The organism is Phycicoccus sp. 3266 (genome assembly GCF_031456495.1).
GTDB lineage: Bacteria > Actinomycetota > Actinomycetes > Actinomycetales > Dermatophilaceae > Pedococcus.
Genome location: NZ_JAVDUW010000003.1, coordinates 67,475 through 90,288 on the forward strand (window position 1 = coordinate 67,475; position 22,814 = coordinate 90,288).

The 22,814-nt window shown below is 74.8% G+C and carries 23 protein-coding genes; 15 read left to right on the forward strand and 8 right to left on the reverse strand.

The window, feature by feature from the left end; genetic code table 11:
• Positions 1–8 precede the first annotated feature (8 nt).
• Both J2X64_RS14675 and trpD read left to right on the forward strand, forming a co-directional pair.
• Positions 9–461 carry a hypothetical protein gene (locus tag J2X64_RS14675; RefSeq protein WP_310156083.1) on the forward strand — a complete coding sequence of 151 codons (453 nt, stop codon included), beginning with the start codon at positions 9–11 and terminating at the stop codon, positions 459–461.
• A gap of 2 nt (positions 462–463) precedes the next feature.
• Positions 464–1,522: an anthranilate phosphoribosyltransferase gene (gene trpD / locus J2X64_RS14680; protein WP_310156086.1), complete on the forward strand. Its 1,059-nt coding sequence runs from the start codon at positions 464–466 to the stop codon at positions 1,520–1,522.
• Positions 1,523–1,645: 123 nt separating this feature from the next.
• Here trpD and J2X64_RS14685 read toward each other — a convergent pair whose 3' ends face one another.
• The 3 genes from J2X64_RS14685 to J2X64_RS14695 all read right to left on the reverse strand — a co-directional run bounded on the left by J2X64_RS14685 (position 1,646) and on the right by J2X64_RS14695 (position 6,022).
• Positions 1,646–3,022 carry a pyridoxal-dependent decarboxylase gene (locus tag J2X64_RS14685; protein WP_310156089.1) on the reverse strand — a complete coding sequence of 459 codons (1,377 nt, stop codon included), beginning with the start codon at positions 3,020–3,022 and terminating at the stop codon, positions 1,646–1,648.
• Positions 3,023–3,115: 93 nt separating this feature from the next.
• Positions 3,116–5,626: a zinc ribbon domain-containing protein gene (locus J2X64_RS14690; protein ID WP_310156092.1), complete on the reverse strand. Its 2,511-nt coding sequence runs from the start codon at positions 5,624–5,626 to the stop codon at positions 3,116–3,118.
• A gap of 111 nt (positions 5,627–5,737) precedes the next feature.
• Positions 5,738–6,022 (reverse strand): Lrp/AsnC ligand binding domain-containing protein, encoded by a 285-nt coding sequence (locus J2X64_RS14695; protein ID WP_310156095.1) that lies wholly within the window; start codon positions 6,020–6,022, stop codon positions 5,738–5,740.
• Between the two features lie 45 nt (positions 6,023–6,067).
• Here J2X64_RS14695 and J2X64_RS14700 point away from each other — a divergent pair, with 45 nt between their 5' ends.
• Positions 6,068–6,613, forward strand: a complete 546-nt coding sequence (locus J2X64_RS14700; protein WP_310156096.1) for a hypothetical protein — start codon at positions 6,068–6,070, stop codon at positions 6,611–6,613.
• On the opposite strand, the gene J2X64_RS14705 is transcribed toward J2X64_RS14700, so the two are convergent.
• Positions 6,610–8,328, reverse strand: a complete 1,719-nt coding sequence (locus J2X64_RS14705; protein WP_310156098.1) for a DEDD exonuclease domain-containing protein — start codon at positions 8,326–8,328, stop codon at positions 6,610–6,612. The two genes, J2X64_RS14700 and J2X64_RS14705, sit on opposite strands and share 4 nt — an antisense overlap.
• A 238-nt stretch (positions 8,329–8,566) precedes the next feature.
• Between J2X64_RS14705 and J2X64_RS14710 the strand changes: the two genes are divergently transcribed.
• Genes J2X64_RS14710 through J2X64_RS14720 form a run of 3 tightly spaced genes read left to right on the forward strand, consistent with a single transcriptional unit; the run spans position 8,567 to position 10,649 of the window.
• Positions 8,567–8,797: a hypothetical protein gene (locus J2X64_RS14710; RefSeq protein ID WP_310156100.1), complete on the forward strand. Its 231-nt coding sequence runs from the start codon at positions 8,567–8,569 to the stop codon at positions 8,795–8,797.
• 38 nt (positions 8,798–8,835) lie between these two features.
• Complete coding sequence (locus tag J2X64_RS14715) at positions 8,836–10,152, forward strand: hypothetical protein (RefSeq protein ID WP_310156101.1); 1,317 nt, start codon at positions 8,836–8,838, stop codon at positions 10,150–10,152.
• Positions 10,149–10,649 (forward strand): NUDIX domain-containing protein, encoded by a 501-nt coding sequence (locus J2X64_RS14720; RefSeq protein ID WP_310156103.1) that lies wholly within the window; start codon positions 10,149–10,151, stop codon positions 10,647–10,649. The genes J2X64_RS14715 and J2X64_RS14720 overlap by 4 nt, the downstream gene beginning before the upstream one ends.
• On the opposite strand, the gene J2X64_RS14725 is transcribed toward J2X64_RS14720, so the two are convergent.
• On the reverse strand, positions 10,535–11,950 hold the full coding sequence (locus J2X64_RS14725; RefSeq protein ID WP_310156106.1) for a glycosyltransferase 87 family protein: 1,416 nt from the start codon (positions 11,948–11,950) through the stop codon (positions 10,535–10,537). The genes J2X64_RS14720 and J2X64_RS14725 overlap by 115 nt on opposite strands.
• A 27-nt stretch (positions 11,951–11,977) precedes the next feature.
• Entirely contained in the window at positions 11,978–13,780 is a 1,803-nt protein-coding gene (locus J2X64_RS14730) for an AMP-dependent synthetase/ligase (RefSeq protein WP_310156109.1), read from the reverse strand.
• Between the two features lie 155 nt (positions 13,781–13,935).
• On the opposite strand from J2X64_RS14730, the gene J2X64_RS14735 reads away from it, so the two are divergent.
• The 6 genes from J2X64_RS14735 to J2X64_RS14760 are packed head-to-tail and all read left to right on the forward strand — an operon-like array spanning position 13,936 to position 18,209.
• The gene (locus J2X64_RS14735) at positions 13,936–14,286 is read left to right on the forward strand and encodes a hypothetical protein (protein ID WP_310156114.1); all 351 of its coding nucleotides are present in this window, start codon (positions 13,936–13,938) and stop codon (positions 14,284–14,286) included.
• A 10-nt stretch (positions 14,287–14,296) separates the two neighbouring features.
• Entirely contained in the window at positions 14,297–14,743 is a 447-nt protein-coding gene (locus tag J2X64_RS14740; RefSeq protein WP_310156117.1) for an SRPBCC family protein, read from the forward strand.
• Positions 14,744–14,760: 17 nt separating this feature from the next.
• Positions 14,761–15,975, forward strand: coding sequence for an ArsA family ATPase (locus tag J2X64_RS14745; RefSeq protein ID WP_310156119.1), 1,215 nt, complete (start codon positions 14,761–14,763; stop codon positions 15,973–15,975).
• Positions 15,968–16,474, forward strand: a complete 507-nt coding sequence (locus J2X64_RS14750; RefSeq protein WP_310156121.1) for a hypothetical protein — start codon at positions 15,968–15,970, stop codon at positions 16,472–16,474. Before J2X64_RS14745 ends, J2X64_RS14750 begins: the two co-directional genes overlap by 8 nt.
• Positions 16,471–17,442 (forward strand): ROK family glucokinase, encoded by a 972-nt coding sequence (locus J2X64_RS14755; protein ID WP_310156124.1) that lies wholly within the window; start codon positions 16,471–16,473, stop codon positions 17,440–17,442. Before J2X64_RS14750 ends, J2X64_RS14755 begins: the two co-directional genes overlap by 4 nt.
• A 5-nt stretch (positions 17,443–17,447) precedes the next feature.
• Positions 17,448–18,209, forward strand: coding sequence for an endonuclease/exonuclease/phosphatase family protein (locus tag J2X64_RS14760; RefSeq protein ID WP_310157550.1), 762 nt, complete (start codon positions 17,448–17,450; stop codon positions 18,207–18,209).
• A 25-nt stretch (positions 18,210–18,234) separates the two neighbouring features.
• Here the strand turns inward: J2X64_RS14760 and J2X64_RS14765 are convergent, their stop codons facing one another.
• Both J2X64_RS14765 and J2X64_RS14770 read right to left on the reverse strand, forming a co-directional pair.
• Positions 18,235–19,056, reverse strand: a complete 822-nt coding sequence (locus J2X64_RS14765) for a hypothetical protein (protein WP_310156128.1) — start codon at positions 19,054–19,056, stop codon at positions 18,235–18,237.
• Between the two features lie 93 nt (positions 19,057–19,149).
• On the reverse strand, positions 19,150–19,749 hold the full coding sequence (locus J2X64_RS14770) for a hypothetical protein (protein ID WP_310156131.1): 600 nt from the start codon (positions 19,747–19,749) through the stop codon (positions 19,150–19,152).
• A gap of 191 nt (positions 19,750–19,940) precedes the next feature.
• Here J2X64_RS14770 and J2X64_RS14775 point away from each other — a divergent pair, with 191 nt between their 5' ends.
• Genes J2X64_RS14775 through J2X64_RS14785 form a run of 3 tightly spaced genes read left to right on the forward strand, consistent with a single transcriptional unit; the run spans position 19,941 to position 22,775 of the window.
• Positions 19,941–20,912 (forward strand): lysophospholipid acyltransferase family protein, encoded by a 972-nt coding sequence (locus tag J2X64_RS14775; RefSeq protein WP_310156132.1) that lies wholly within the window; start codon positions 19,941–19,943, stop codon positions 20,910–20,912.
• Between the two features lie 13 nt (positions 20,913–20,925).
• Positions 20,926–22,101: a MacS family sensor histidine kinase gene (gene macS / locus J2X64_RS14780; protein ID WP_310156135.1), complete on the forward strand. Its 1,176-nt coding sequence runs from the start codon at positions 20,926–20,928 to the stop codon at positions 22,099–22,101.
• Positions 22,098–22,775: a response regulator transcription factor gene (locus tag J2X64_RS14785; protein ID WP_310156138.1), complete on the forward strand. Its 678-nt coding sequence runs from the start codon at positions 22,098–22,100 to the stop codon at positions 22,773–22,775. The genes macS and J2X64_RS14785 overlap by 4 nt, the downstream gene beginning before the upstream one ends.
• Positions 22,776–22,814 lie beyond the last annotated feature (39 nt).

A 22,814-nucleotide genomic window follows, 5' to 3' on the forward strand; every position in this document is an offset into this window, starting at 1 on the left:
TCGGGCGCATGACCGCTCCGCACGCCCCCGCCGCCGACCCGGCGACCTCGTCGGCCGCCTCGGCCCGCCAGATCTCGGTGCTGCTCTACAGCGACGACCGCACCACCCGTGACGCCGTGCGCGTCACCGTGGGCCGGCGTCCGGCCCGCGACGTGGAGGTCACCTCCTGGCGCGAGTGCGCCACCGCCGCGGCGGTCATCGAGGCCGTGGAGAACGCCCGCTTCGACGTCCTCATCCTCGACGGCGAGGCGGCACCGACCGGCGGGCTCGGCCTGTGCCGCCAGCTCAAGAGCGAGATCTTCAACTGCCCGCCGATCCTCGTGCTGACCGGTCGGCCGCAGGACGGCTGGCTGGCCACCTGGTCGCTCGCCGACCTGGCCGTGCCGCACCCGCTGGACCCGGTCGCGCTGGCGAACGCCGTCGCGCAGCTGGGGCGCGGCGGGCGCCCGACCGCCGGCTGACCGTGGACACCACGGCTCCGGCCGCCTTCACGTGGCCGGACCTGCTCACCGAGCTCATCGCGGGCCGGGACCTCACCACCGACCAGGCCGCCTGGGCGATGGGTGAGGTGATGCGCGGCGAGGCGTCGCCGGTCCAGCTGGCCGGGTTCCTCGTGGCGCTGCGCGCCAAGGGCGAGACCGTCGACGAGCTGCGCGGTCTGGCCGACATGATGCTCGAGCACGCGAACCGCATCGACGTGCCGGGACCCAGCCTCGACATCGTCGGCACCGGCGGCGACCGCTCGCACACGGTGAACATCTCCACCATGTCCTCCGTCGTGATCGCCGCGAGCGGGGTGCGTGTCGTCAAGCACGGCAACCGCGCCGCGTCGTCATCCTCGGGCTCGGCCGACGTGCTCGAGGCCCTCGGCGTCGACCTGACGCTGTCGCCCGAGCGTGTGGCCGAGGTCGCCCACGAGGCCGGGATCACCTTCTGCTTCGCCCAGACCTTCCACCCGGCCATGCGGCACGCCGCCGCGGCCCGCGGCGGGTTGGGCGTCGCCACCGCGTTCAACGCTCTCGGCCCGCTGACCAACCCGGCCCGGCCCACGTATGCCGCGGTGGGCGTCGCCAACGCCGGGCAGGCGCCGCTCATGGCAGGCGTCTTCGCCGGCCGGGGCACGGATGCGGCCGTGTTCCGTGGGGACGACGGCCTCGACGAGCTCACCTTGGCGACCACGTCGCACGTGTGGTGGGTGCGCGGGGGGCGCGTGGTGGAGCGCACGGTCGACCCGGAGCAGCTCGGACTCGCGCTGCAGCCGATCGAGGCTCTGCGCGGTGCCGACGCGGTGCACAACGCCCAGGTCGCGCGGGACGTCTTCGCCGGTGCGCCCGGTGCGCCCCGCGACGCCGTGGTCCTCAACGCCGGGCTCGCGCTGGCCCTCACCGAGCCGGACCGCGGGTCGTCCGACGCCGACTTCACGGCGCAGGTCCGGGCCGGCATGGACCGGGCCGAGCACGCGCTCGACTCCGGTGCCGCCCAGCAGCGGCTCGAGGCCTGGGCAGCAGCCACCCGCCGCTGACCTGCCGCACCGTCGCCGAGCCTGCGCACGGCGGCTGCGACGCCCCGCACCGCGACTGGGACAGGCCGCGCGCCGGCTGCGACCAGCTCCCCGCGGAGGGCGGCTACCTGTCGGCGTGAGGTGTCAGGCCACCGCTGCGGCCGCCCGCAGGATCGCGGCCACCGACTGGTCGACGTCGTCCGGCGTCGTGGTGGCGTTCGAGACCGACACGCGCATGAGCCGCCGACCGTGCCAGGTGGTGCCGCCCAGCCAGCAGGTGCCGTCGGCCTGGACCGCCTCGACCACGCGGTCCGTGCGCGCGTCGTCACCGAAGGACACGAGCACCTGGTTGAGGACGACGTCGTTGACGACCTCGGCCCCACCGGCCGCCAGGCCGTCGGCGAAGCGGCGCGCGTGGGCGCAGCAGCGGTCGACGAGGTCGGCGATCCCGGTGCGCCCCAACTCGCGCATCGCGGCCCAGACGGCGAAGCCCCGGGCACGCCGGGACGACTCCGGCACGACGTCGCCGAGCAGAGGGGTCGTGCCCGAGTGCCCGGTGAGGTATGCCGCGGTGTACGACAGCGTGGCCGCGGCCACCTCCGGGTGGGCGGTGATCGCGAGGCCCACGTCGTAGGGGACGTTGAGCCACTTGTGCGCGTCGCACGACCAGGAGTCGGCGAGCTCCACCCCGTCGAGCTGTCCCGCAGTGGCAGGCGACGCCGCCGCCCACAGGCCGAACGCCCCGTCCACGTGTACCCACGCGTCGTGGGCGCGGGCCACCGCGGTTGCGGCCCGCAGGTCGTCCGTGGCGCCGGTGTTCACGTTCCCGGCCTGCAGGCACACGATCACCGGGCCGCTGCCCCGGGCCAGGACGTCGGCGAGCGCGGTGGTGTCCATCGCGCCGTTCGGCCCGGCGGCGACCGCGCGCACGCTGGACGTCCCCAGCCCCAGCAGGCGCAGGCTGCGGTCGATGGTGGCGTGCCGCTCCTCGCTCGCGACCACGCGCACGGCCGGGGCGCCGAGCAGGCCGTCACGCTCGACGTCCCAGCCCGCCCGCGACAGCACGTGGTGGCGCGCGGCGGCGAGCCCGGCGGTGTTGGCCCCCTGGGCCCCGGTGACGAACCCCACCGAGGCGCGGGCCGGGAGGCCGAGCACGTCGGTGACCCAGCGGCCGGCGACCTGCTCGGCAGCCGCGGCCGCCGGTGACAGGGTCGCGTTGAACGCGCACTGGTCCCAGCCGGCGGCCACCATGTCGGCTGCCGTCGCGGACGGGGTCGCGCCGCCGATGACGTACCCGAAGAAGCGGGGTCCGACGCTGCCCGTGACACCGGGTCCGAAACCGGTGACGAGCTCGTCGAGGACCTGCTCGGCGCCGCGCGGGTCGTCCTGCAGCGTCGTGTCCAGGCCGGCGAGCAGGTCGGGGAGGGTGGCCGGGGCCGGTACGGGGCGTGAGCCGACCGCGGCCCGGTGGTCGGCCGCGACGTCGGCGGCCCGGCGGAACAGGGCGTGCATCGAGTCCATGGCCAGACGCTACGCGCGCACGGCGCCACCGGGATCCGCCCGGCGGACGACTCCCCAGGACCGCGGCGACCGCGCCCGCCAGGCGTGCTGCGCTCAGCTCATGGAGGCCAGCCAGCTGATCGCGTGCCGTGCGTCCTCGCGCCGCTGCTCGTACCGCGCCCCGATGGCGAGGAGCGCCACGCCCAGCGTGCCGAAGGTCAGGAACCGCGGCAGGTGCACGGCATACGGGCCGAGCTGGGTGATCCCCACGACGACCGCGGCGACAGCACCGACGACCACGAGCGCCTGCCAGCGGCGCCACGCGCCCACGGCGAGCACCGCCACGGCGACGGTGACGGCCAGCAGCGGCCGCACCAGCCCGTCGTCGACCGCCGTGAACAGCGCTGAGGGGAGGAGCCCGACTGCCAGGCCGGGACCGGCGACCAGCCACGAGCGGCGACCCAGGAGCTGCGCGGACCACAGGCCTGCTGCCAGCAGGAGCGCGGCAGGCGGAAGCGTGTACGCCTCGAGCGTCGATACGTCGGCGTGCAGCAGCTCGACCCAGGTGGCCGTGGTGGCGGCTGCGACCGCGACCAGCACGACGGGACGCCGGCTCGCGGGCACCGAGGTGCCCAGGGCGGCGAGGGCGTAGAGGAACGCGGCAGCCGCCGTGGAGTGGGGGAGCCCGCGGTCCAGGCCGAGGGCGAGGGCGGCCACGCCGACGGCAACCGCGAAGCCGCCGAGGACGGGCTCCTCGGGCCGTTGGCGCCGCCACGCGGTCAGGCCGGCGAGGACGAGGGCGGTGAGCGCCAGCGACGCCCACTCGGCGTAGGAGGAGACGAGCAGGCCGACCTCGCGGGCCAGTGCGGTGCCGGTCACCACGGCGACGGCAGTGGCAGCCGGGCGCAGGGCCGTGCGCAGCACCGCGGTGGCACCCCCGCCGAGCGTGGCGCACGCGAGGACGGCGACGACGACAGGCCGGTCGACTCCTTGGCTGACGGCGTCGGCCAGCGCGGCCACCAGGGCCACGGCGCCGACCGCGCCCAGCGACACCTCCTCGGCCCGTCGTGGTCGCGCGAGTGCTGCCGCGACGAGGGCCATGCCGGCCACCGCGACCGCCAGGACCGCCGTGGCCTCGCCCACGAGGTCGGCGGTGAGCCACGTGGCGCCGACCGCGCAGACCGCAGCGACGCCGGACGCCGGGGCCCGCCAGGGGTGGCGCAGGACGGCGACGGCCGCCGCCGCGACAGCGACGCCGGCGAGGACACATGCCTGCGCCGGCTGCGAGGCGTGGACGACGGTGGCCAGGAAGGAGGCGACCACGGCTGCGGCCGCCTCGGCCTCCAGCCAGAGCTGCCCGACCCGGCTGCGCAGGGGACGCACGGCCACCCCGGCCACGACGACCGCGGCGAGCAGCACGCCGAGGGCGGCCGCCGCGACCGGCGGCAGCTGGACCGACAGGCCCAGGACCGCGAGCGGGGCGGTGCCGCTGGCGACCGCGGCGAGGACGCCGACCGCGCGCCAGTCGCCGGTGAACCACCGGTCCGTCCAGTCGGCACGGACCGCGGCCCGCGAGCCGAGCCGGGTCGACCGCACCCGGACCACGCGGGCGACGACGAGGGCACCGAGCACGGCGACGGCCAGCAGCAGCCCGTCGGCCGCGATGGCCCTCGGCCGGAGGTCCCCGGGCTCCACGTCGGACGCGACCGCGGCGGCGATGGCGGACCCGACGACGAGCCAGCCCGCCGCCGGACCGGTGGCGGCCCGGCGCACGACCCCGAGGGTGGCGGGCAGCGCCAGGTGCAGCAGCGCGAACAAGGCGGCGCCGAGCATCGCCAGCACCGCGGCGGGCAGTGCCTGGTCCGGCGCCGTGACCACCGCGCCCCAGGCGACCGAGGCGGAGGTGAGCGAGAGCACCCCGAAGGCCGCGACCCGGCGGTCCCGCTGGTGCAGGGCGGCGAGGACGAGAGCCACCAGGAGGCCGGATACGGCGGTGTAGGCGTGGAGGTCGAGGCCGTCGAGACCGGCGAGCCCGAACCGGCGCGCGGCGGACGCGTCGAGCAGGAGCAGGCCGCCCGCAACGACGGCGAGGGCCTCGGCGCTGCTGGGCAGGCGGCGCCGCGACAGCACCAGCGAGGTCTGGCAGGCGAGTGCCGTGAGTCCACCCATCACCAGCACCTGGCCCCAGCGCCCGATGACGAACCACGCCACGGCCAGGGCGATCGACCCGGCGACCAGGACCAGGAGGACACCGACCGCGAGCAGCGTCTGCTGCGTCGTCCACGAGCGGTGCGGCGGCCGGGGTGCCTCGGCTGCCTGGAGAGGCGCGGACCCCTGCGGCGCACCGGCGGGCGCGACTCCCGGCGTCGTGGCGGTGGCACCCGCGGCGACGCCGGTGGAGCCGCTGAGGGCGACCCCGGTGCCGGCGACCCCGGCCGGCGTCGTCACGGGCGCCGACAGCACGGCGAGGAGGGCGCGGCGCTCGCTGGAGAGCCGGGCCAGCGCCTGGTCGACCTCCCACAGCCGGACGGCGTCGGGGCCGGTGAGCCGCACTCCGCAGCGGGGGCACTGCTGCGGGCTGGGTGGCAGGTCGGTGCCGCAGGAGGGGCAGGGGATCGAGGCCATCGGTCCTTCTCGCGCCGGTGGCGCACCGGATGGCGCGCCCTCGGGAGCGAGTGTGCCCGCGGCGCGCCGCGAGCGGATGGGGCCTGGTACCCAGATGAGCCGTTCGGCGGACTAGTCCCCGTCGAGGCCCAGGCTGAAGGCTGCCTCGAGGTCGTGCCGCGAGTAGGTGCGGAAGGCGATGTGCGTGTTGGTGCCGATGACGCCCTGCACCTTGTTCAGCCGGCCGGCGATCACGTCGTTGAGCTCCTCGTGCTCGCGCACCCGCACCATGGCGATGAGGTCGGCGTCGCCGGCCACGGAGTACACCTCCGACACCCCGTCGAGCTCGGCGATGGCCTGGGCCACCTCGGGAATGCGGTCGACGTCGGCGTTGACGAGCACGATGGCGGTGATCACGGGAAAACAGTAACCGGCCGCCTCACTGCGGGGCACCATGACGGGGTGGCACTGATTGCGGGTGGTCCCCGGGCGGCGGGCCGGGCAGCGCTGCCCCGGCCCGTGGCAGTGCTGCTCGCGCTGGGGCTCGTCGGCGCGGCGACGGTGGTGGGCTGGTCGTTCGTGGGGCACCAGCCGTTGCCCATGGGGCCGGCCGTGGTCGTCCCGGCGGTGATGGTGCTCGCCCTGGGCGAGGCCTGCGTGCTCGGCAGGGTTCCCCGAAGGGGCCGGTACGTGGCGCCGAGATCCTACGCACGCGCGCTGCGTACAGGCGTGGGGCCGCTGTGCGGGGTGCTCGCCGTGGCCGGGGCGGTCGCCGCCGGCTCGGGGTTGTTGTCGATGCCGGTGGGCGGCCCTCGCGGCGCCCTGCCCGGATGCCCGTTCCCGCTGGGGAGCCACGGCAGGGTGCTGGCCTGCGTCACCCGTGACGTGTGGGTGCGTGCGGGGCTGGACCAGCAGCGGTACGCCGCCGGCTTCGTCCTCGCGATCCTGGCCCTCCAGCTCGCGGTCGTCCTGGGCCCACCCCAGGCAGGGTCCCGGTCAGCGGTCTAGGACGCCGCGACGAACCCCGGGACGGCGCGGCGTGCCACGGCGTCGGGCTCGAGGGCCGCGCGGGCCCCGCCGGCGCCGCCCACCGGGCACGTCCACTCGCCGTCGAGGTCGACGAGGCGGACCCCGGGGGTCTCCAGCCAGCGCAGGATCTTCTCCGTCTCCTCGGGGATGGCAGCCGGCGCGGGCCAGGGGGCTGGCAGCACCATCTCCGCGCTGGCGCGGGCGGCGTCGATGTAGGGCATGGGGTCGGCGCCGCGTGGCGCGACGGTGCTCGCAGCGAGGCGCCCGTGGCGGACGACCACGACCTCCCAACCACCGGCGGGCGCGGGCCGGGCGGCGACGATCTCGGGGCTGGCGGCGAGGGGCGCGATGCGCTGGGCGCGGGCGATGCCGCGCACGAGGGCGAGCAGGCGGTCCCTGACCTCCCCGGCGTCCTCGTAGCGTTCCTGGTCGGCGAGGGTCCCCATGCGCGAGCGCAGGGCGGTCACGACCTGCCGGGAGTCCCCCACGAGGGCGTGCACCGCGTCGCGCACGACCACGGCATACTCCTCGACGCTCTGGGCGCCGGTGCACGGTGCGCCGCACCGCCCCATGTCGGCCAGCGCGCACGAGCCGACCCGGCGGGTGGGGGAGAGCCGCTGGACGCACTGCCGCAGGGGGATGACCTCGTGGACGGCGGCGACCGCCGCCTCGGCGGACGCGCGGCTGCCGAACGGGCCGATGTACTTGGCGCCGTCGCCGCGCACCTCGCGCACGATCGACAGACGGGGGAACGCCTCGACGGTGAGCTTGACCCAGGTCGCGCGCTCGGGGGACTTGGACCGGCGGTTGTACCGGGGCTTGTGCTCGGCGATGAGCCGCAGCTCGCGCACCTCGGCCTCGAGGGTGGTGGCGCACACGATGGGGGTGACGCTCTCGGCGATGCGCACCATCTCGGACATGCGGGTGCGCTGCTCGGAGCCGGTGAAGTAGCTGCGGACGCGGGTGCGGATGTTGACCGAGGTCCCGACGTAGAGGACCCGGCCCTGGCCGTCCTTGAACTGGTAGACGCCGGGGGCGTCGGGCAGGCCGTCGGCGAGCCAGCGCTTGCGGCGCTGGGCCGGGCTGACCCGCGAGGTGTAGGAGGACAGCTCCTCGAGGGTGCGCACGCCGAGGTTGCCGACGCGCTCGATGAGGCCGTGCAGCACGTCGACGGTCGCCCGGGCGTCGTGCAGCGCGCGGTGGTCGGGCACCGTGGTGGCGCCGAACAGCGCGGCGAGCGAGGACAGCTTGTGGTTGCGGGCCTCGTCGCGGCTGACGAGCTGGCGGGCGAGGTGCACCGTGTCGACCACGGCGTGGCGCGGCCACTCGATGCCCTGCTGGCGCGCGGCCGCCTTGAGGAAGCCGACGTCGAAGCCGGCGTTGTGGGCCACGAGGACCGACCCGCGCGCGAACTCGAGGAACGCCGGCAGCGCCGCCTCGATGCGCGGGGCGTCGGCGACCATCGCGGTCGTGATGCCGGTCAGGGCCTGGATGAACGGGGGGATCGGCAGGTGCGGGTTGACCAGGGTCTGGAACTCGCCCAGCACCTGCCCGCCCCGCACCTTGACCGCGCCGATCTCGGTGATGGCGCTGTCGTTCGGGTTGCCACCGGTGGTCTCGAGGTCGACGACGACGAAGGTGACATCGGCCAGAGCCGTGCCCAAGTCGTCGAAGGTGCCCTGGACCATCTGCATGGACCTGACGGTAGGGCGGCGGGGTGACAGCCCCGTGCAGGCGCGCCACCCGGGACCGCCACGACGTGGGTGCGGGTATGCCGTCCGCGAACCGTTGTCGGTGGTGGCACCTAGCGTCGTGGGCAGGTGGACGACCGCCCCGGCGGCCGTCCCGAGTGCCGGCCGGCACGACCCGGCCACCACGACCGGCCACCACGCCCCGACCGCAGACCGACCACAGGACCCGACCACGAGAGAGGTGATCGACGTGATCATCGACTGCCAGACCTGCCCCGTGCGGGACCTGCACTGCGCCGACTGCATGGTGCCCGCCCTGCTGGCCTTCCAGGACGCCCAGCTTCCGCTCGACGCGGCCGAGCGGGCCGCCGTGACCCGGTTCGTCGAGGCCGGCCTCGTGTCGGTGCCCGAGGCCTCGTCGGTGCAGGCGCGCCGTGAGCCGTGGGGAGCCCACACCCGCGCAGTCGGCTGACCTGCGGGAACCCCGCGGTCGCGACCTACGATGACCGCATGCGAGGCAAGCGGATGGGGACGGTCCTGGCGGTCGCCTGCCTCGCCCTGGCCGGCTGCTCCGGCACCGGCACCGGCACGGCTCCGCACCCGTCCGCCTCCGCGCGACCCGCCACCACGACCCAGCAGGACTCGGCCCAGCCGTCCGTCGCCCGCGAGGAGGCGCTCAGCGCGCTGCTGGCGCGTCGCGCTGCGGCGGTCCGCGACCGGGACCGCACGGCGTTCGCCGCGACCCTGGCGAGCACCACCTCGGGGTTCGGGCTGCGGCAGCTCGCCCAGCTCGACGCCCTCGACCAGCTCCCGATCGGCCGGTTCGAGTACGGCACGCCCGAGGCAGCGCCCGCCCTCGGCGCCGACCGGCTGGCCCAGCTGGGCCCCGACGCCTGGGTGGCCCGGGTCGAGGGCCGCTACAGCCTCAAGGGGTACGACACCGCGACCCGCGGCTTCGAGTCCTACTTCACCGTGGTCCGCCGCGACGGCCGCTGGCTGCTCGCCGACGACACCGACGGCGGGACCCAGACCCAGGCGTGGGACCTGCCCGACTTCACGGTGGTCGAGGGCGACGGGGCGCTCGTCCTCGGCAGCGGACCCGCGAGCCGGCTGCGGCCCTACCTCGCCCTCGGCGAGCACGCGGTCGGCCAGGTGCGCGACGTCTGGACGGGCTCGACGTGGAACGGCCGGCTCGTGCTCGTCGTCCCCAGGACGCCGGCCCAGATGGCCGAGCTGGTGGGCCAGCAGGCCGGCTCCGTCACGCAGGTGGCCGCCGTCACCGACGGGCCGTTCGACTCCTCGGGGAGGGCCGGAGCCGACCGGGTGGTGGTCAACCCCACCGCCTTCGCGGGCCTGCAGCGCCGGGGTCAGCAGGTCGTGATCACCCACGAGGCGACCCACGTGGCCATCCGTGCCACGACGACCCGGCCCGTCCCGCTGTGGCTGTCCGAGGGCATGGCCGACTACGTGGGGTACCGCGACGTGGACGCCACCGAGCAGCAGGTGGCGGCGGCCCTGTTCGCCCAGGTCCGGGCGGGCCGTGGGCCCACGGCGCTGCCCAGCGCGGAGGAGTTCGACCCGGCCCACACGACGATCGGCCCGACCTACAACGCGGCGTGGCTGGCCGTGCGCCAGGTCGCCGACCGGTACGGCACGTCCACCCTCGTGCGCTTCTACCGGGCCGCCGCCTCGGCGCCCTCCGCCGACGCGAGCGCGTCGGAGGTCGACGCCGCCACGGCGCGTGCCTTCCAGGTCGTCCTGCACACGACCGTCGCGGCGTTCACCCGGCAGTGGCTCGCCTCGATCCGGGCAGCGGCCGCGGGATGAGCAACGTCGTCCGGCGCCGGGCGGTGCGTGTGCTCGTCGTCGAGCCGGGCGGGACCGTCCTGATGATCCACGGGTTCGACCCGCACGACCCGGCGACCACCTACTGGTACACGATCGGCGGCGGCGTCGACGAGGGGGAGTCCGACCTCGAGGCCGCCGTGCGCGAGGTCTGGGAGGAGACCGGCCTGCGCGTCGACCCGACCCGGCTGGTCGGCCCGGTGCACGCCGACGACGTGGTGTTCCCCTTCGAGGGCCGGACCGTCGTCCAGCAGCAGGTCTACTACCTGCTCGAGGTGCCCCGGTATGCCGCGCGGCCGGTGGCGTTCGAGGAGACCGAGGTCCGCTCGACCCTCGAGGTGGACTGGGTGGACCCGCAGGAGCGTCAGCGGCGGGGCGAGACGGTGTATCCGGAGGGGCTCGTCGGGCTGCTCGACCGGCCCTCCGGCACCGCGAGCGAGAGCACCACCAGCGCCCCGACGAGCCAGAACTGGTTGTAGAACGCCTGCTTGTTGACGAGGTTCGCGACGAGCAGGACGAGGGCGAGCCAGCGCAGCAGCGACGCCAGGTCGGGCTGTCGTCGCCACACCGTCAGGCAGACGGCGGCCAGGGTGCCCAGGACGACCAAGCCGGTCACCGCGAACGGCAGCGTGACGCCGAAGGTGTTGTACGCCAACAGGTACAGCGTGTTCGCGAACTTGATGGGGTGGAACGTCACGAGCAGGCTCACCGTGTCGTGCACGAAGTCGGCAGGGCTGGCGAGGAACCACGGTGCGATGAGCACCCCGGTCAGCGCGCCGGTGGCGACAGTCCGCTGCCAGCCGAAGGGCCGCCACAGGAGCAGCACCGGCAGCAGCAGCGCGAGGTGCTGCTTGCTCGCACACGCGAGTGCGAGCGGGACGACGGCCCACCAGGCGTGGCCGCGGCGGACGAGGACCGCCCACCAGGCGATCCCGGCCAGCAGCAGCGGCTCGGTCCAGGCCTGGTCGAGCTGGGTGAGGGTGCCGGGTGCCAGGAGCAGGAGGCACACGACGACGGCCGCGGTCCACCACCCGTGCGGTTCGGCGTCCTCCTCGGCCGCACTCGCAGCAGGCTCCCGCCCCGCAGGTGTCGCGGCGCGACGGGCCAGGACCACCGCGGCCAGGGCCGCGACCAGGGTCCACACGGCCAGCGCCCAGCGGACGTCGCCGGCCAGCCACCGGCCCGGCGCCAGCAGCACCACGGTCCAGGGCAGGTAGGTGAAGGCGTCCTGGATGCCGGGGGAGCCCGTCCAGGTCATCGCGTAGAAGTTCTCGAGGCCCGCGAGGCCGTCCGAGGCCTGCTGGAGGGTGACCCACACGTCGATGCGCGGTCGCGGCGAGGACACGACGGCGGTCGCGGCGGCCACGGCATACCCGGCGACGGCGGCAGCGAGGGCGGTCGTCGCGCCGCGCCCGCGGCCCGACCACAGGGCGACCGCGCAGGCGAGCGGTGCCACGACGAGCGCGCTGGTCGCCACCGCCAGGCCCGTCGGGGCCAGGTAGCTGAACAGGGGGACGGCTGCGGTGGCGAGGGCCGAGCCGGCCAGCATGAGCATGACGCCGCCGCGGCTGGGGGAGACCCGCCAGCCGCGCCACTGCCACAGGGCGAGGCCGACGGCGGCCAGGGTGAGGACGGCGACGATCGGGATGCGGTAGCGCACGACGCTCCACTGCAGCACGGCGAAGTACGCCAGCCAGGCCACCGCGAGGACGACCCCTCCCGCACCCGGCACACGCGAGCGCCACCGGGCACGGACGACGGGCCGGTGGCGCTCGGGCATGGGCAGGACCCTACGGGGGTCCGCCGGTCACGTCGCCGGTGCCCCCGCGTACAGCTCCTCGACCTGGTCCTGGAAGTCGCGCATCACGATGTTGCGCTTCAGCTTCAGGCTCGGCGTGAGGTAGCCGTTCTCCTCGGTGAAGTCGCCGTCGAGAACGGCGAACTTGCGGATCGACTCGGCCTTGGAGACCGACTTGTTGGCGTCGTCGACGGCCTTCTGCAGCTCGGCGAGGACCACCTCGTTGGTGGCGGCCTTCTCGAACGGGACGTCGTCGATGCCGTTGTTCTTGGCCCATGCCGGGTACATCTCGGCGTCGAGGGTGATCAGCGCCGCGATGAACGGCTTCTGGTCGCCGACGACGATGCACTGGGACACCAGCGGGTGCGCACGGAGGCGGTCCTCGAGACCCGCCGGGGCGACGTTCTTGCCGCCGGCGGTGACGAGCAGCTCCTTCTTGCGGCCGGTTATCTTGAGGTAGCCGTCCTCGTCGAGCTCGCCGATGTCGCCGGTGTGGAACCACCCGTCGCGGACCGCGTCGGAGGTCGCGTCGTCGTTGTTGTGGTAGCCGGCGAACACGTTGTTGCCGCGGATGAGGATCTCGCCGTCGTCGGCGATGCGGATGCCGACGCCGGGCAGCGGCGCGCCCACGGTGCCGATCTTGACGCGGTCGGGCACGTTGACGGTGGCCGGGGCGGTCGTCTCGGTGAGGCCGTAGCCCTCGAGCACGGTGACGCCGATGCCGCGGAAGAAGTGGCCGAGGCGGGTGCCGAGCGGCGCGCCGCCGGACACGGCATACATGACCTGCCCACCCATCGCGGCACGCAGCTTGGAGTAGACGAGCCGGTCGAACAGCGCGTGCCGCACCCGCAGGCCGATCCCGGCGCCGCCGGTGTCCTGCGCGCTCGACCACGCGATCGCGGTGTCGGCTGCCGTGGCGAAGATCTTTCCCTTGCCCTCGGAGGTCGCCTTGGCCTCGGCCGAGTTGTAGATCTTCTCGAAGACCCGCGGCACGGACAGGATGAACGTCGGCCTGAAGGCGGCGAAGTCGTCCAGGAGGTTCTTGATGTCGGCGCTGTGGCCCATCTTCGCCTCGCCGGCGACGCACAGGACCTGGATGAAGCGCGCGAACACGTGGGCCAGCGGCAGGAAGAGCAGCGTCGAGGCGCCGTCGGCCTGCACGACCGCCTTGAGCTTGGTGATGGCGTTGTCGGCCAGCGCCAGGAAGTTGTCGTGGGTCAGCTGGACGCCCTTGGGGCGCCCGGTGGTGCCCGAGGTGTAGATGATCGTCGCGGTGCTGCTGCGGTCGATGCCCGCCGTGGCCCCGGCCAGGTCCTCGTCGCTGACGGAGGCGCCCGCGGCCTGGAGCTCGGCGATCGCGCCGGCGTCGATCTGCCACACGTGCTCGACGCCGCTGAGCTGGTCGCGCACCTCGGCGAGGCCCGCCTCGTGCGAGGGCGTCTCGAGCATGATCGCCTTCGCGCCGGAGTCGGACAGGATCCACGCCACCTGCTCGGCCGACGAGGTCTCGTAGATCGGGACGGTCACCGCACCGGCGGTCCAGATCGCGAAGTCGGTCAGCGTCCACTCGTACCGGGTCTTGCTCATGATGGCGACCCGGTCGCCGGGGCGGATCCCGCTCGCGACCAGGCCCTTGGCCAGCGCGCGCACGTCGTCGTTGAACTGCCGTGCGGTGACGTCGACCCAGCGGCCGTCCTCCTTGCGGGCGAACGCCACCGCGTGGGGGTTGGACGCGGCGTTGCGCGCGGGAAGGTCCGCGAGGCTGCCCTCCGTCGTCGGCGGGACGAGCGGGGGCGCGACGTGTTCCTGCACGGAGTCTCCTTTGACGGCTCGACCGGTGGGATCGCCGGGGCACCCACGGTGGTGGCGGCGCGGCACCGGTCCTCGTGAGCTCAGACTACCGACCGGTAGGGGCCTGCGGGGAGGTGCGTCCGGACCGGGGGAGTGACGTGCGGAACACTGGTCCCATGCGCGAGCGTCGCGTCGACGTCGTCGACGACACGTACATCCGGGCCGCGCCGGAGCGGGTCCGCACCCGCCTGGACGACGCGGCCTGGTGCGACCGCGTCTGGCCGCACCTGACCCGGACCCTCCAGCGGGACCGTGGGATCAAGGGCCTTCGCTGGACCGTCGCCGGGCAGGTCGTCGGCGAGATGGAGGTGTGGATCGAGCCGTGGTGGGACGGTGCCGTCGTGCACCACTACCTTCGGGGCACGACGGGCCCCCGCGCACCCCGTGACGTGGCCGCCCGGCACACCCTCCGGTGGAAGCTCGCGGTGCACGCGCTCAAGGACTCGCTCGAACGCACTTCGGGGTAGCCTTCCGCGCATGGCCGACCGCACGGAGTCCAGCATCGACATCGCCGCCAAGCCCGGCGAGGTCCTCGACGTCATCGCGGACTTCGAGAGCTACCCGCAGTGGGCCACCGAGGTGAAGAAGGTCGAGGTCCTCACCGAGGAGGGCGACGGCTGGGCCGACCAGGTCCGCTTCACCCTCGACGCGGGGGCGATCAAGGACACCTACGTCCTGGACTACGAGTGGGACGTCACCCGCAACGGCACCGGCGTCGTGTCCTGGGGCCTGGTCGAGGCGTCGGTCCTCAAGACCATGAACGGCTCGTACACCCTGTCCGCCAAGGGATCCGCCGGCACGACGGTGACCTACCGGCTCGCGGTCGACGTCAAGATCCCCATGCTGGGGATGCTCAAGCGCAAGGCCGAGAAGGTCATCATCGACACCGCGCTCAAGGAGCTCAAGAAGCGCGTCGAGGGCTGAGGCCCGGTCGCGACACGATGCGCGTTCTCCTCTTCACCGGCAAGGGCGGTGTCGGCAAGACGACGACGGCTGCCGCCACCGCCGTGCGCGCGGCCCGCTCCGGCGTCAAGACGCTCGTCATGTCGACCGACGCGGCGCACTCGCTCGGCGACGCCCTCGACGTCGACCTGGCCGGTCGGCCGGGTGCGCCGCTCGAGGTCGAGCCCGGGCTCTTCGCCCTGCAGGTCAGCCCCCCGCACCTGCTCGGGGCGTCGTGGCGGGTGGTCCAGGACTACCTGCTCAGCGTCCTCGGCACCGTCGGCGTCGACCCGGTGGTGGCGGAGGAGCTGACCCGCCTGCCCGGTGCCGAGGAGGTCGCCGCCCTGCTCGAGCTGCGTGCGCAGGTCGAGTCCGGTCCGTGGGACCTCGTCGTCGTCGACTGCGCCCCCACGGCCGAGACCCTGCGGCTGCTTGCCCTGCCGGAGGCGCTGGCGTGGCACCTCGAGCGGTTGCTCCCGGCCCAGCGCGGCCTCATCCGCACGCTGCGCCCGGCGGCTGCTGCCGCCGCGGGCGTCCCGCTGCCGGAGCCCGCCGTCGTCGACGCCGTGACGGGGTGGCACCGGCAGATGCGCCAGGTCCACCGGCTGCTCACCGGCGACCAGACGTCCGTGCGGCTGGTCCTGACGCCCGAGCGCGTGGTGATCGCCGAGTCCCGCCGGACGTGGACGTCGTTGTCGCTGTACGGGTTCGTCGTGGACGCGGTCGTGGTCAACCGGGTCTTCCCCGATGCCGTCGCCGACGCGGGCCGGCGCACTCCGGACCCGTGGCGGGCGGGGTGGAACACGACGCAGCAGCAGGGCCTCGAGGAGGTGCGTGACTCCTTCGCCGGGCTCGCGGTGCACGTGACGCCGTACCTGGCCGCCGAGCCCATCGGCCCCGACGCCCTGGCCCAGCTCGCCGCCGAGCAGGACGGCGGCCCCGACGACCTCCTGGCTCCCGTCGCGCACCGCGGCATGTCCGTCGACCGCGACGGCGACGGCTTCCTGCTCACCCTGCCGCTGCCCGGGGCCCACGCGGCCGACCTCGTCCTGCAGCGGCGCGGCGACGAGCTGCTCGTGACGCTGGGGGAGCACCGGCGCGTGCTGACCCTGCCCGCGGCTCTGCAACGATGCGTGGTCGAGCGCGCCGCAGTCCGCGAGGGCAGGCTGGCGGTGCGGTTCGTCCCCGACGAGGAGGTGTGGCCGCGTGGCTGACCAGGAGCGAGCGCCCGTGGGCTCGGTGGCGGAGGAGGCCGCGCGCCTGCTCGACGCCCTCGGTGGCTGGGCCGCGAGCAGCGGGTATGCCGCCGGCGCCCCGTCGCGAGGCAGCGCCGAGGGCCCCGGGCGCCCGCCTGCCGGCGACACCCGGGACGGGACGAGCGCGACCTCGGGACCGACGCCGGGCGGCGAGGGCCACTGCGAGCACTGCGGCGCCGAGAACGGCGCGGGCCGAGCGGTCGTCTGCCGGCTGTGCCCGGTCTGCCAGGGGATCGGGCTGCTCCGCTCGGTCCGCCCGGAGACCGTGGACCGCCTCGCCGACCTCGCCGGTGCGCTCGCCGACACCCTGCGGGAGCTCGCCGACCACCGGCGCGCCGGCCAGGCCTCGGCCGGGGCGGCACCCGCCGGGACGACGCCGGCCGACGCAGGCACCCGGCATACCCAGTCGCGGGTCCAGGACATCGCGGTCGAGGACGAGACGACGGCCACGTCGTGAGCCTCGCGATCGGCATCGACATCGGTGGCACCAAGGTGGCCGGCGGCCTCGTCACGGCCGAGGGGGCGGTGGTGGGGAGGGCCCGCCGCGACACCCCGCACCGCTCGAAGAGCCCGGCCGTCGTCGAGGACACCATCGTCGAGGTGGTCGACGAGCTGCTGGCGCTCGCCGACGAGGAGGTGGTGGGCGTCGGCATCGGCGCCGCGGGCTTCGTCGCGGCCGACCGGGCGACCGTCGTCTTCGCACCCCACCTGTCCTGGCGGGACGAGCCGTTGCAGGCCAACCTCCAGCGCCGTGTCCCCGTGCCGATCAGCGTCGACAACGACGCCAACGCCGCCGTCTGGGCCGAGTGGCGCTTCGGCGCCGCCCGGGGCGAGTCGAACGTCGTCATGGTCAACCTCGGCACCGGCATCGGCGGCGCCCTCCTGCTCGACGGGCACGTGCTGCGCGGCCAGTTCGGGATCGCCGGCGAGTTCGGGCACATGCAGGTCGTCCCCGGCGGCCAGCGGTGCGAGTGCGGCAACAAGGGCTGCTGGGAGCAGTACGCGTCCGGCAACGCCCTGGTCCGCGAGGCCCGCTCGCTGATGACCGCGAACAGCCCCATCGCCACCGACCTGCTCGCACGGGCGGGTGGGGACCCGATGGCGCTGACCGGTCCGATGATCACCGAGGCGGCCCGGGAAGGCGACCCCACGGCCACGGAGCTGCTCACCGAGATCGGCCACTGGCTCGGCGTGGGCATCGCCAACCTCGCTGCCGCCTTCGACCCCGGGATGTTCGTCATCGGCGGCGGTGTCAGTGCGGCCGGCGACCTGCTGCTCGAGCCCGCGACGACGATGTTCCGTCGCAGCCTCACCGGCCGCGGCTACCGCCCCCTCGCGCGGATCGTGCTGGCCCAGCTGGGCAACGAGGCCGGGCTCATCGGGGCGGCCGACCTGGCCCGGGACGGCGTGGGGGCACCGGCGTGACCGGGATGCGCGTCGCGTCCTACAACCTCAAGGACTTCACCCTCGACCGGCACGCGGCTGCGCGCGTCGTGCGCGCGATCGACCCGGACGTGCTGTGCCTGCAGGAGGTGCCGCGCCGCCTCTTCGGGGCGTGGCGGGTGTCGGCCTTCGCGGCCGAGTGCGGGATGTACTGGTCGGGCCGGCACCGGGGCAGCGGGGGGACGACGATCCTCACCTCCCTGCGGGTTCAGGTGTCCGAGTCGCGCCACCACCGGCTTCGGGTGGCGGCGCTGCAGCGCACCCGCGGGTATGCCGTGGCAAGGGTCGGGCCCGCGGGTTCCCAGCCACTGGTGGTGGCCTCGGTCCACCTGTCGCTCGACGCGGCGGAGCGCGAGCGGCACGCGGCGCAGATCCTCCAGACGGTCGCCGGGGGCGGCCAGGTGCTGCTGGCCGGTGACCTCAACGAGGGCGAGTCCGGCCGGGCGTGGCAGCGGTTCGCCTCCGGGCTCCGGCTGGTGTCGCCCACGACGCCGACCTACCCGGCCCCGGCGCCGCGGCGGCTGCTCGACGTCGTCTTCGCCTCACCGGGGCTGACGGTGCTGCCGCACCGGGACGTGCCCCTGCCCGAAGCGGACCTGCTGGCCGCGAGCGACCACCGCCCGGTGTGGGTGGACGTCGAGGTCAGGCCCGCGCACCCCGCGAGCGCGGAGGTCGAGACCGGCCCGGAGGTCCCGGCGTCCGTGGTCGAGGACGCGGAGGCGAGCGCGGCCGGCGGCCTCCCCTCCTGACCGCCGGGAGATGACGCCGGGACGTTCAGCCCGTGGGGCGACCCACCCACACGGCGGGTCCCCGCGTGTCGACGTCAGGGCCGTCCACGACCTGGACGTGTGGGGCGAAGCGGTGGACCGCGTCGGTCAGGTCGGCGCGCTGCCGGGCCTCCAGCTCGTGGGCGAGCCTCTGGTAGGGCAGGCGTGCCGTGGCGCCCGGCACGGGAGTGCTCCCGGCGGGCCGGGCCGCAGCGGCCCCCAACAGCGCCGCCACGTCAGGACGCTCGCGGCGCGGCTGCTCCAGCGCCCGGGGGTCCAACGCCGAGACGTCCACCGAGCCGGGGACCAGCGGCGTCAGTCCCTCGTGGCCGGGCGTCGGTGGGGGAACGAGCGCCGCGGCTCCCTCGGCCCCACCCGCGGCGACGAGGGCCAGGGCGGGACGCAGGGTCGTGAGGACGCCGTGGCTCCCCGTCGGCTCGACCGAGCGACAGACCACGATGCGCTCGATCTGGGCCCAGGGCACCACTCGGGCGCATCGGTCGGTGTACATGCCCAAGCCGCTCAGGAAGAGACCGCCGGGTCCGGCCGCGACCTGCGGCACCGACGACCGGCGCAGGCCCTGCTGCAGCGCGATCCAGGCGCCACCCGCGACCACGCACGCGATGAGCAGCCCACCCAGGGAGAGGTGCAGCAGCGCCATGACGGCGACGAACGCCGCAAAGGCGAGCGCGACGGCCGGCCCGGCCACAGCGACCGCGGCGGTCCCGCGCGGCAGGGGCAGGACGAACGCGGTGGGGTCGCCCGCCACCGCCTCGGACGGCGACGCCCCGACGCCAATCCGGTCGGTGGTGATCGTGAACCGTGCCACGGGGCCTCCTGCGGTCGTGGGTCGCAGGCAACCTAGGGGCCCGACGGCCCGGGGCACGGAGGAAACCCGGCAGCGCCGTCCGAACGGATGAGGTCAGACGCGGGCGCCGTTGTCGGGGTCGTCCTCGTCGCGCGCGTGCGGCTGGCGCAGCACCAGCAGGACGAACCCGCCGACCATGAGGCCCAGCGCGCCCAGGGTCCACCACAGGCCCATGTCCTGGTCGAACAGGACGATCCAGAGCAGCAGCAGCGGACCGGCCACCAGGCCGACGATGATGCCCCAGAACTGCAGGTCCTCCTGCGGGGGCAGCGGCGCGACCGGGCCCGGCTCGAAGTGCTCGTCGTCCTCGTCGAGCGCGGTGAGCTCGTCGGGGTCGGGGTCGTCCGCCTCGGTCGGCTCGACGCCGCGCCAGACCACGAAGGGGCGGATCGGCGGCGGGTTGGTCGGGTTGCCCTCGGGGTGCAGGGGCGGGTTGACCGCCGACCCGTGTGGAGGACGCTCTGGCCCAGGACGCTCGGGCGTCGGGCGGTCCGCTGCCGGCCCGTCGTGCGCGGGACGCTCGGGAGCGGGCCGGTCGACCGAGGGGCCGTCGACCGCCGGCCGGTCGACCGCAGGGCGGTCCGGCACCACGGCGACGTCGTCCCAGTGCGCGATGATGTCCGCGAACTGCGCGTCCACGTCCTTGTCGCCCATGGGCCCCTCTGCTTCCGACCGGGGACCGTGCGCGCTGCGACCGTTCCCACCGACGCGACCACGATACGTGGCGCCCGGCCCGGAGGCGAGGGCCGTCCGCCCGACGAATCCGGCCGAGCCCTGGGGATCCCGACGGGCAGCGGTGCACACCACTGGTGTCGTAGAGTTCCTCGCGTCACAGGAGGTATGGGGTGTTCTACTGGGTTCTCAAGACGGTCGTGCTGGGGCCGCTGCTGAAGCTGCTCTTCCGGCCGTGGGTCGAGGGCGAGGAGAACATCCCCGACGAGGGGGCCGCGATCTTCGCGAGCAACCACCTCTCCTTCTCCGACTCGATCTTCCTGCCGCTCATGGTTCCCCGGCGGATGACGTTCCTCGCGAAGTCGGACTACTTCACCGGGCGCGGCATCAAGGGCCGGCTGACCGCGGCGTTCTTCAAGGGCGTCGGCCAGCTGCCGATCGACCGTTCCGGCGGCCGCGCCGGTGAGGCGGCGCTGCGCCAGGGCCTGAAGGTGCTGCGGCGCGGCGAGCTGCTCGGCATCTACCCCGAGGGCACCCGCAGCCCCGACGGCCGGCTCTACCGCGGCCGTACGGGGGTGGCCCGCATGGCGCTCGAGGCCGGCGTCCCCGTCCTGCCGGTCGCGATGATCGGCACCGACAAGGCGCAGCCCACGGGCAAGAAGGTGCCCAGGCTGATGCGGATCGGCATCAAGATCGGCACGCCGCTCGACTTCTCCCGCTACGAGGGCATGGAGGACGACCGGTTCGTCCTGCGCTCGGTCACCGACGAGATCATGTACGAGCTCATGCTGCTGTCCGGCCAGGAGTACGTCGACATGTACGCCACGTCGATGAAGGACCGGATCCTCGCCGCCGCCAAGACCAAGGCCCGCGAGCTCCAGGAGGCCGCCCTGCCGGGTGCCGCGGCCAAGGAGCTCGAGGAGGCGCTCGCCGCCGGCGAGGAGTCCTCGTCGCGGACGGCGAGCCGCTCCGTGGACGACGCGGCCGCCGACATCGACGAGCGCACCGGACGCGACGGCCAGGCCGGGGACGCGGAGGCGCACGACGCGGAGGCGCACGACGCGGAGGCGCACGACGCGGGCAGCCACGACGAGCGCCCGGGGGGCGAGGCCGGCAGCGGCTCCGTCGACCGCGCCGCATCCTGACCCGGGTCCCGGCGTGCTCTCCGTGCCGGCACGCCGGTCGGCGGTGCTCGACCCGTCCTCCCAGCCGGAGGTGGTGTCGGCGTTCTGGAAGGGCATCGACGTCTTCCGCCCGATCGCGCTGCTCTACGCCGCGTACTCGCTGTGGGACCGGCCCACCGACCTGACCCGTCCCGCCCTGGCGTGGTCGGTCCTCGCCGTGCTGGGGGCGTGGACCGTGTTCCTCGTGGCCTACCGGCGGCGCCGCCTGTGGCTCGTCCTGGTCGAGCTCGGGCTCGGCGCGGCCGCGATCCTGGCCACCCGTCTGGTCGACACCGACGCCGCCATCGCCGCCGGCGCCCGCACCCTGCCGACGTTCTGGCCGGCCGCGGGCGTCGTGTCGGCGGCCGTCCTGCTCGGGCGGCGCGGCGGCATACCCGCTGCCGTGTTCATCGGCGTCGTCGACGTCGTGGAGGTGCGGCAGGCCACGCCCAACACGGTCAACAACATCGTGCTGCTGCTGCTCATCGGCGCCCTCATCGGGTATGCCTGCGACCTGGCCCGCGAGGGCCACGCCAAGCTGCGCGAGGCGCTCGTCCTCGAGGCGCGGGTGCGCGAGCGGGAGCGGCTCGCGCGCACCGTCCACGACGGCGTCCTGCAGACGCTGGCGTTCATCAACCGGCGCGGCGGCGAGCTCGGCGAGCAGTCGGCCGTGCTCGGCGCCATGGCCGCCGAGCAGGAGCGCATCCTGCGCGCGCTGGTGAGCGGCACGAGCCCCGAGGACACCGAGGCCGCCGTGACCGGCGACACCGACCTGCGCCAGTCGCTCGCCCGGTACGCCGGTGGTCGCGTCCAGCTCGTCGCCCCGGCCGACCCCGTCCCCGTGCCACCTCGAGTCGCCGGTGAGCTGGCGGCCGCCGTCGGCGCCGCCCTCGACAACGTGCGCCAGCACGCGGGCGAGGACGCCCAGGCGTGGGTGCTGCTCGAGGACGCCGGTGACGACGTGGTCATCACCGTGCGCGACAACGGCGTCGGTATGCCGTCCGGCCGGCTCGAGCAGGCCGCGGCAGCCGGGCGCCTGGGCGCGTCCTCGAGCATCCGCGGCAGGCTGGCGGACCTCGGGGGAGAAGCGAGGTACTCGGGCCGCGAGGGTTCCGGGGTCACGGTCGAGATGCGCGCGCCGAGGGGCGGCGCGCCGGAGGGAGATCGATGAGCGAGCAGGACACCGCAGCGGCACCGGTGACGGTGGTCGTGGCGGACGACCACCCGTTGTGGCGCGACGCCGTGGCGGCCGACCTGTCCGACGCCGGGTACTCCGTGGTCGCCACCGCGGACGACGGGCCGTCGGCGGTCAACCGGACCAGGGCGACGCGGCCGAGGGTGCTCGTGCTCGACCTCAACCTGCCGGGTCTGCGGGGGCACGAGGTCTGCCAGGCGCTGGGCGCGCTGGAGACCCGCGTACTCGTGCTGTCGGCCAGCGGCGAGCAGCAGGACGTGCTCGAGGCGGTCAAGGCGGGGGCCACGGGGTACCTCGTGAAGTCGGCCACGCGCGAGCAGATCGTCGCGGCGGTGGGCGCGACCGCGCGCGGGGAGGCCGTGTTCACGCCGGGCCTCGCAGGACTGGTGCTGGGGGAGTTCCGCAAGATGTCGACCCAGCCGTCGGTGGACCCGTCCCGGCCGATCCCGGAGCTGACCGAGCGCGAGACCGAGGTGCTGCGGCTCGTCGCGACGGGCATGTCGTCCAAGGAGATCGCGGCCGAGCTGTTCATCAGCCACCGCACCGTGCAGAACCACGTGCAGAACACGCTGGGCAAGCTGCAGCTGCACAACCGGGTCGAGCTCGCGCGGTTCGCGATCGCGAAGGGGCTCGACACCCCCGAGGCCTAGGCGTCTGACGGCCGCGCGACGAGGGCAGGTGACCGCGAT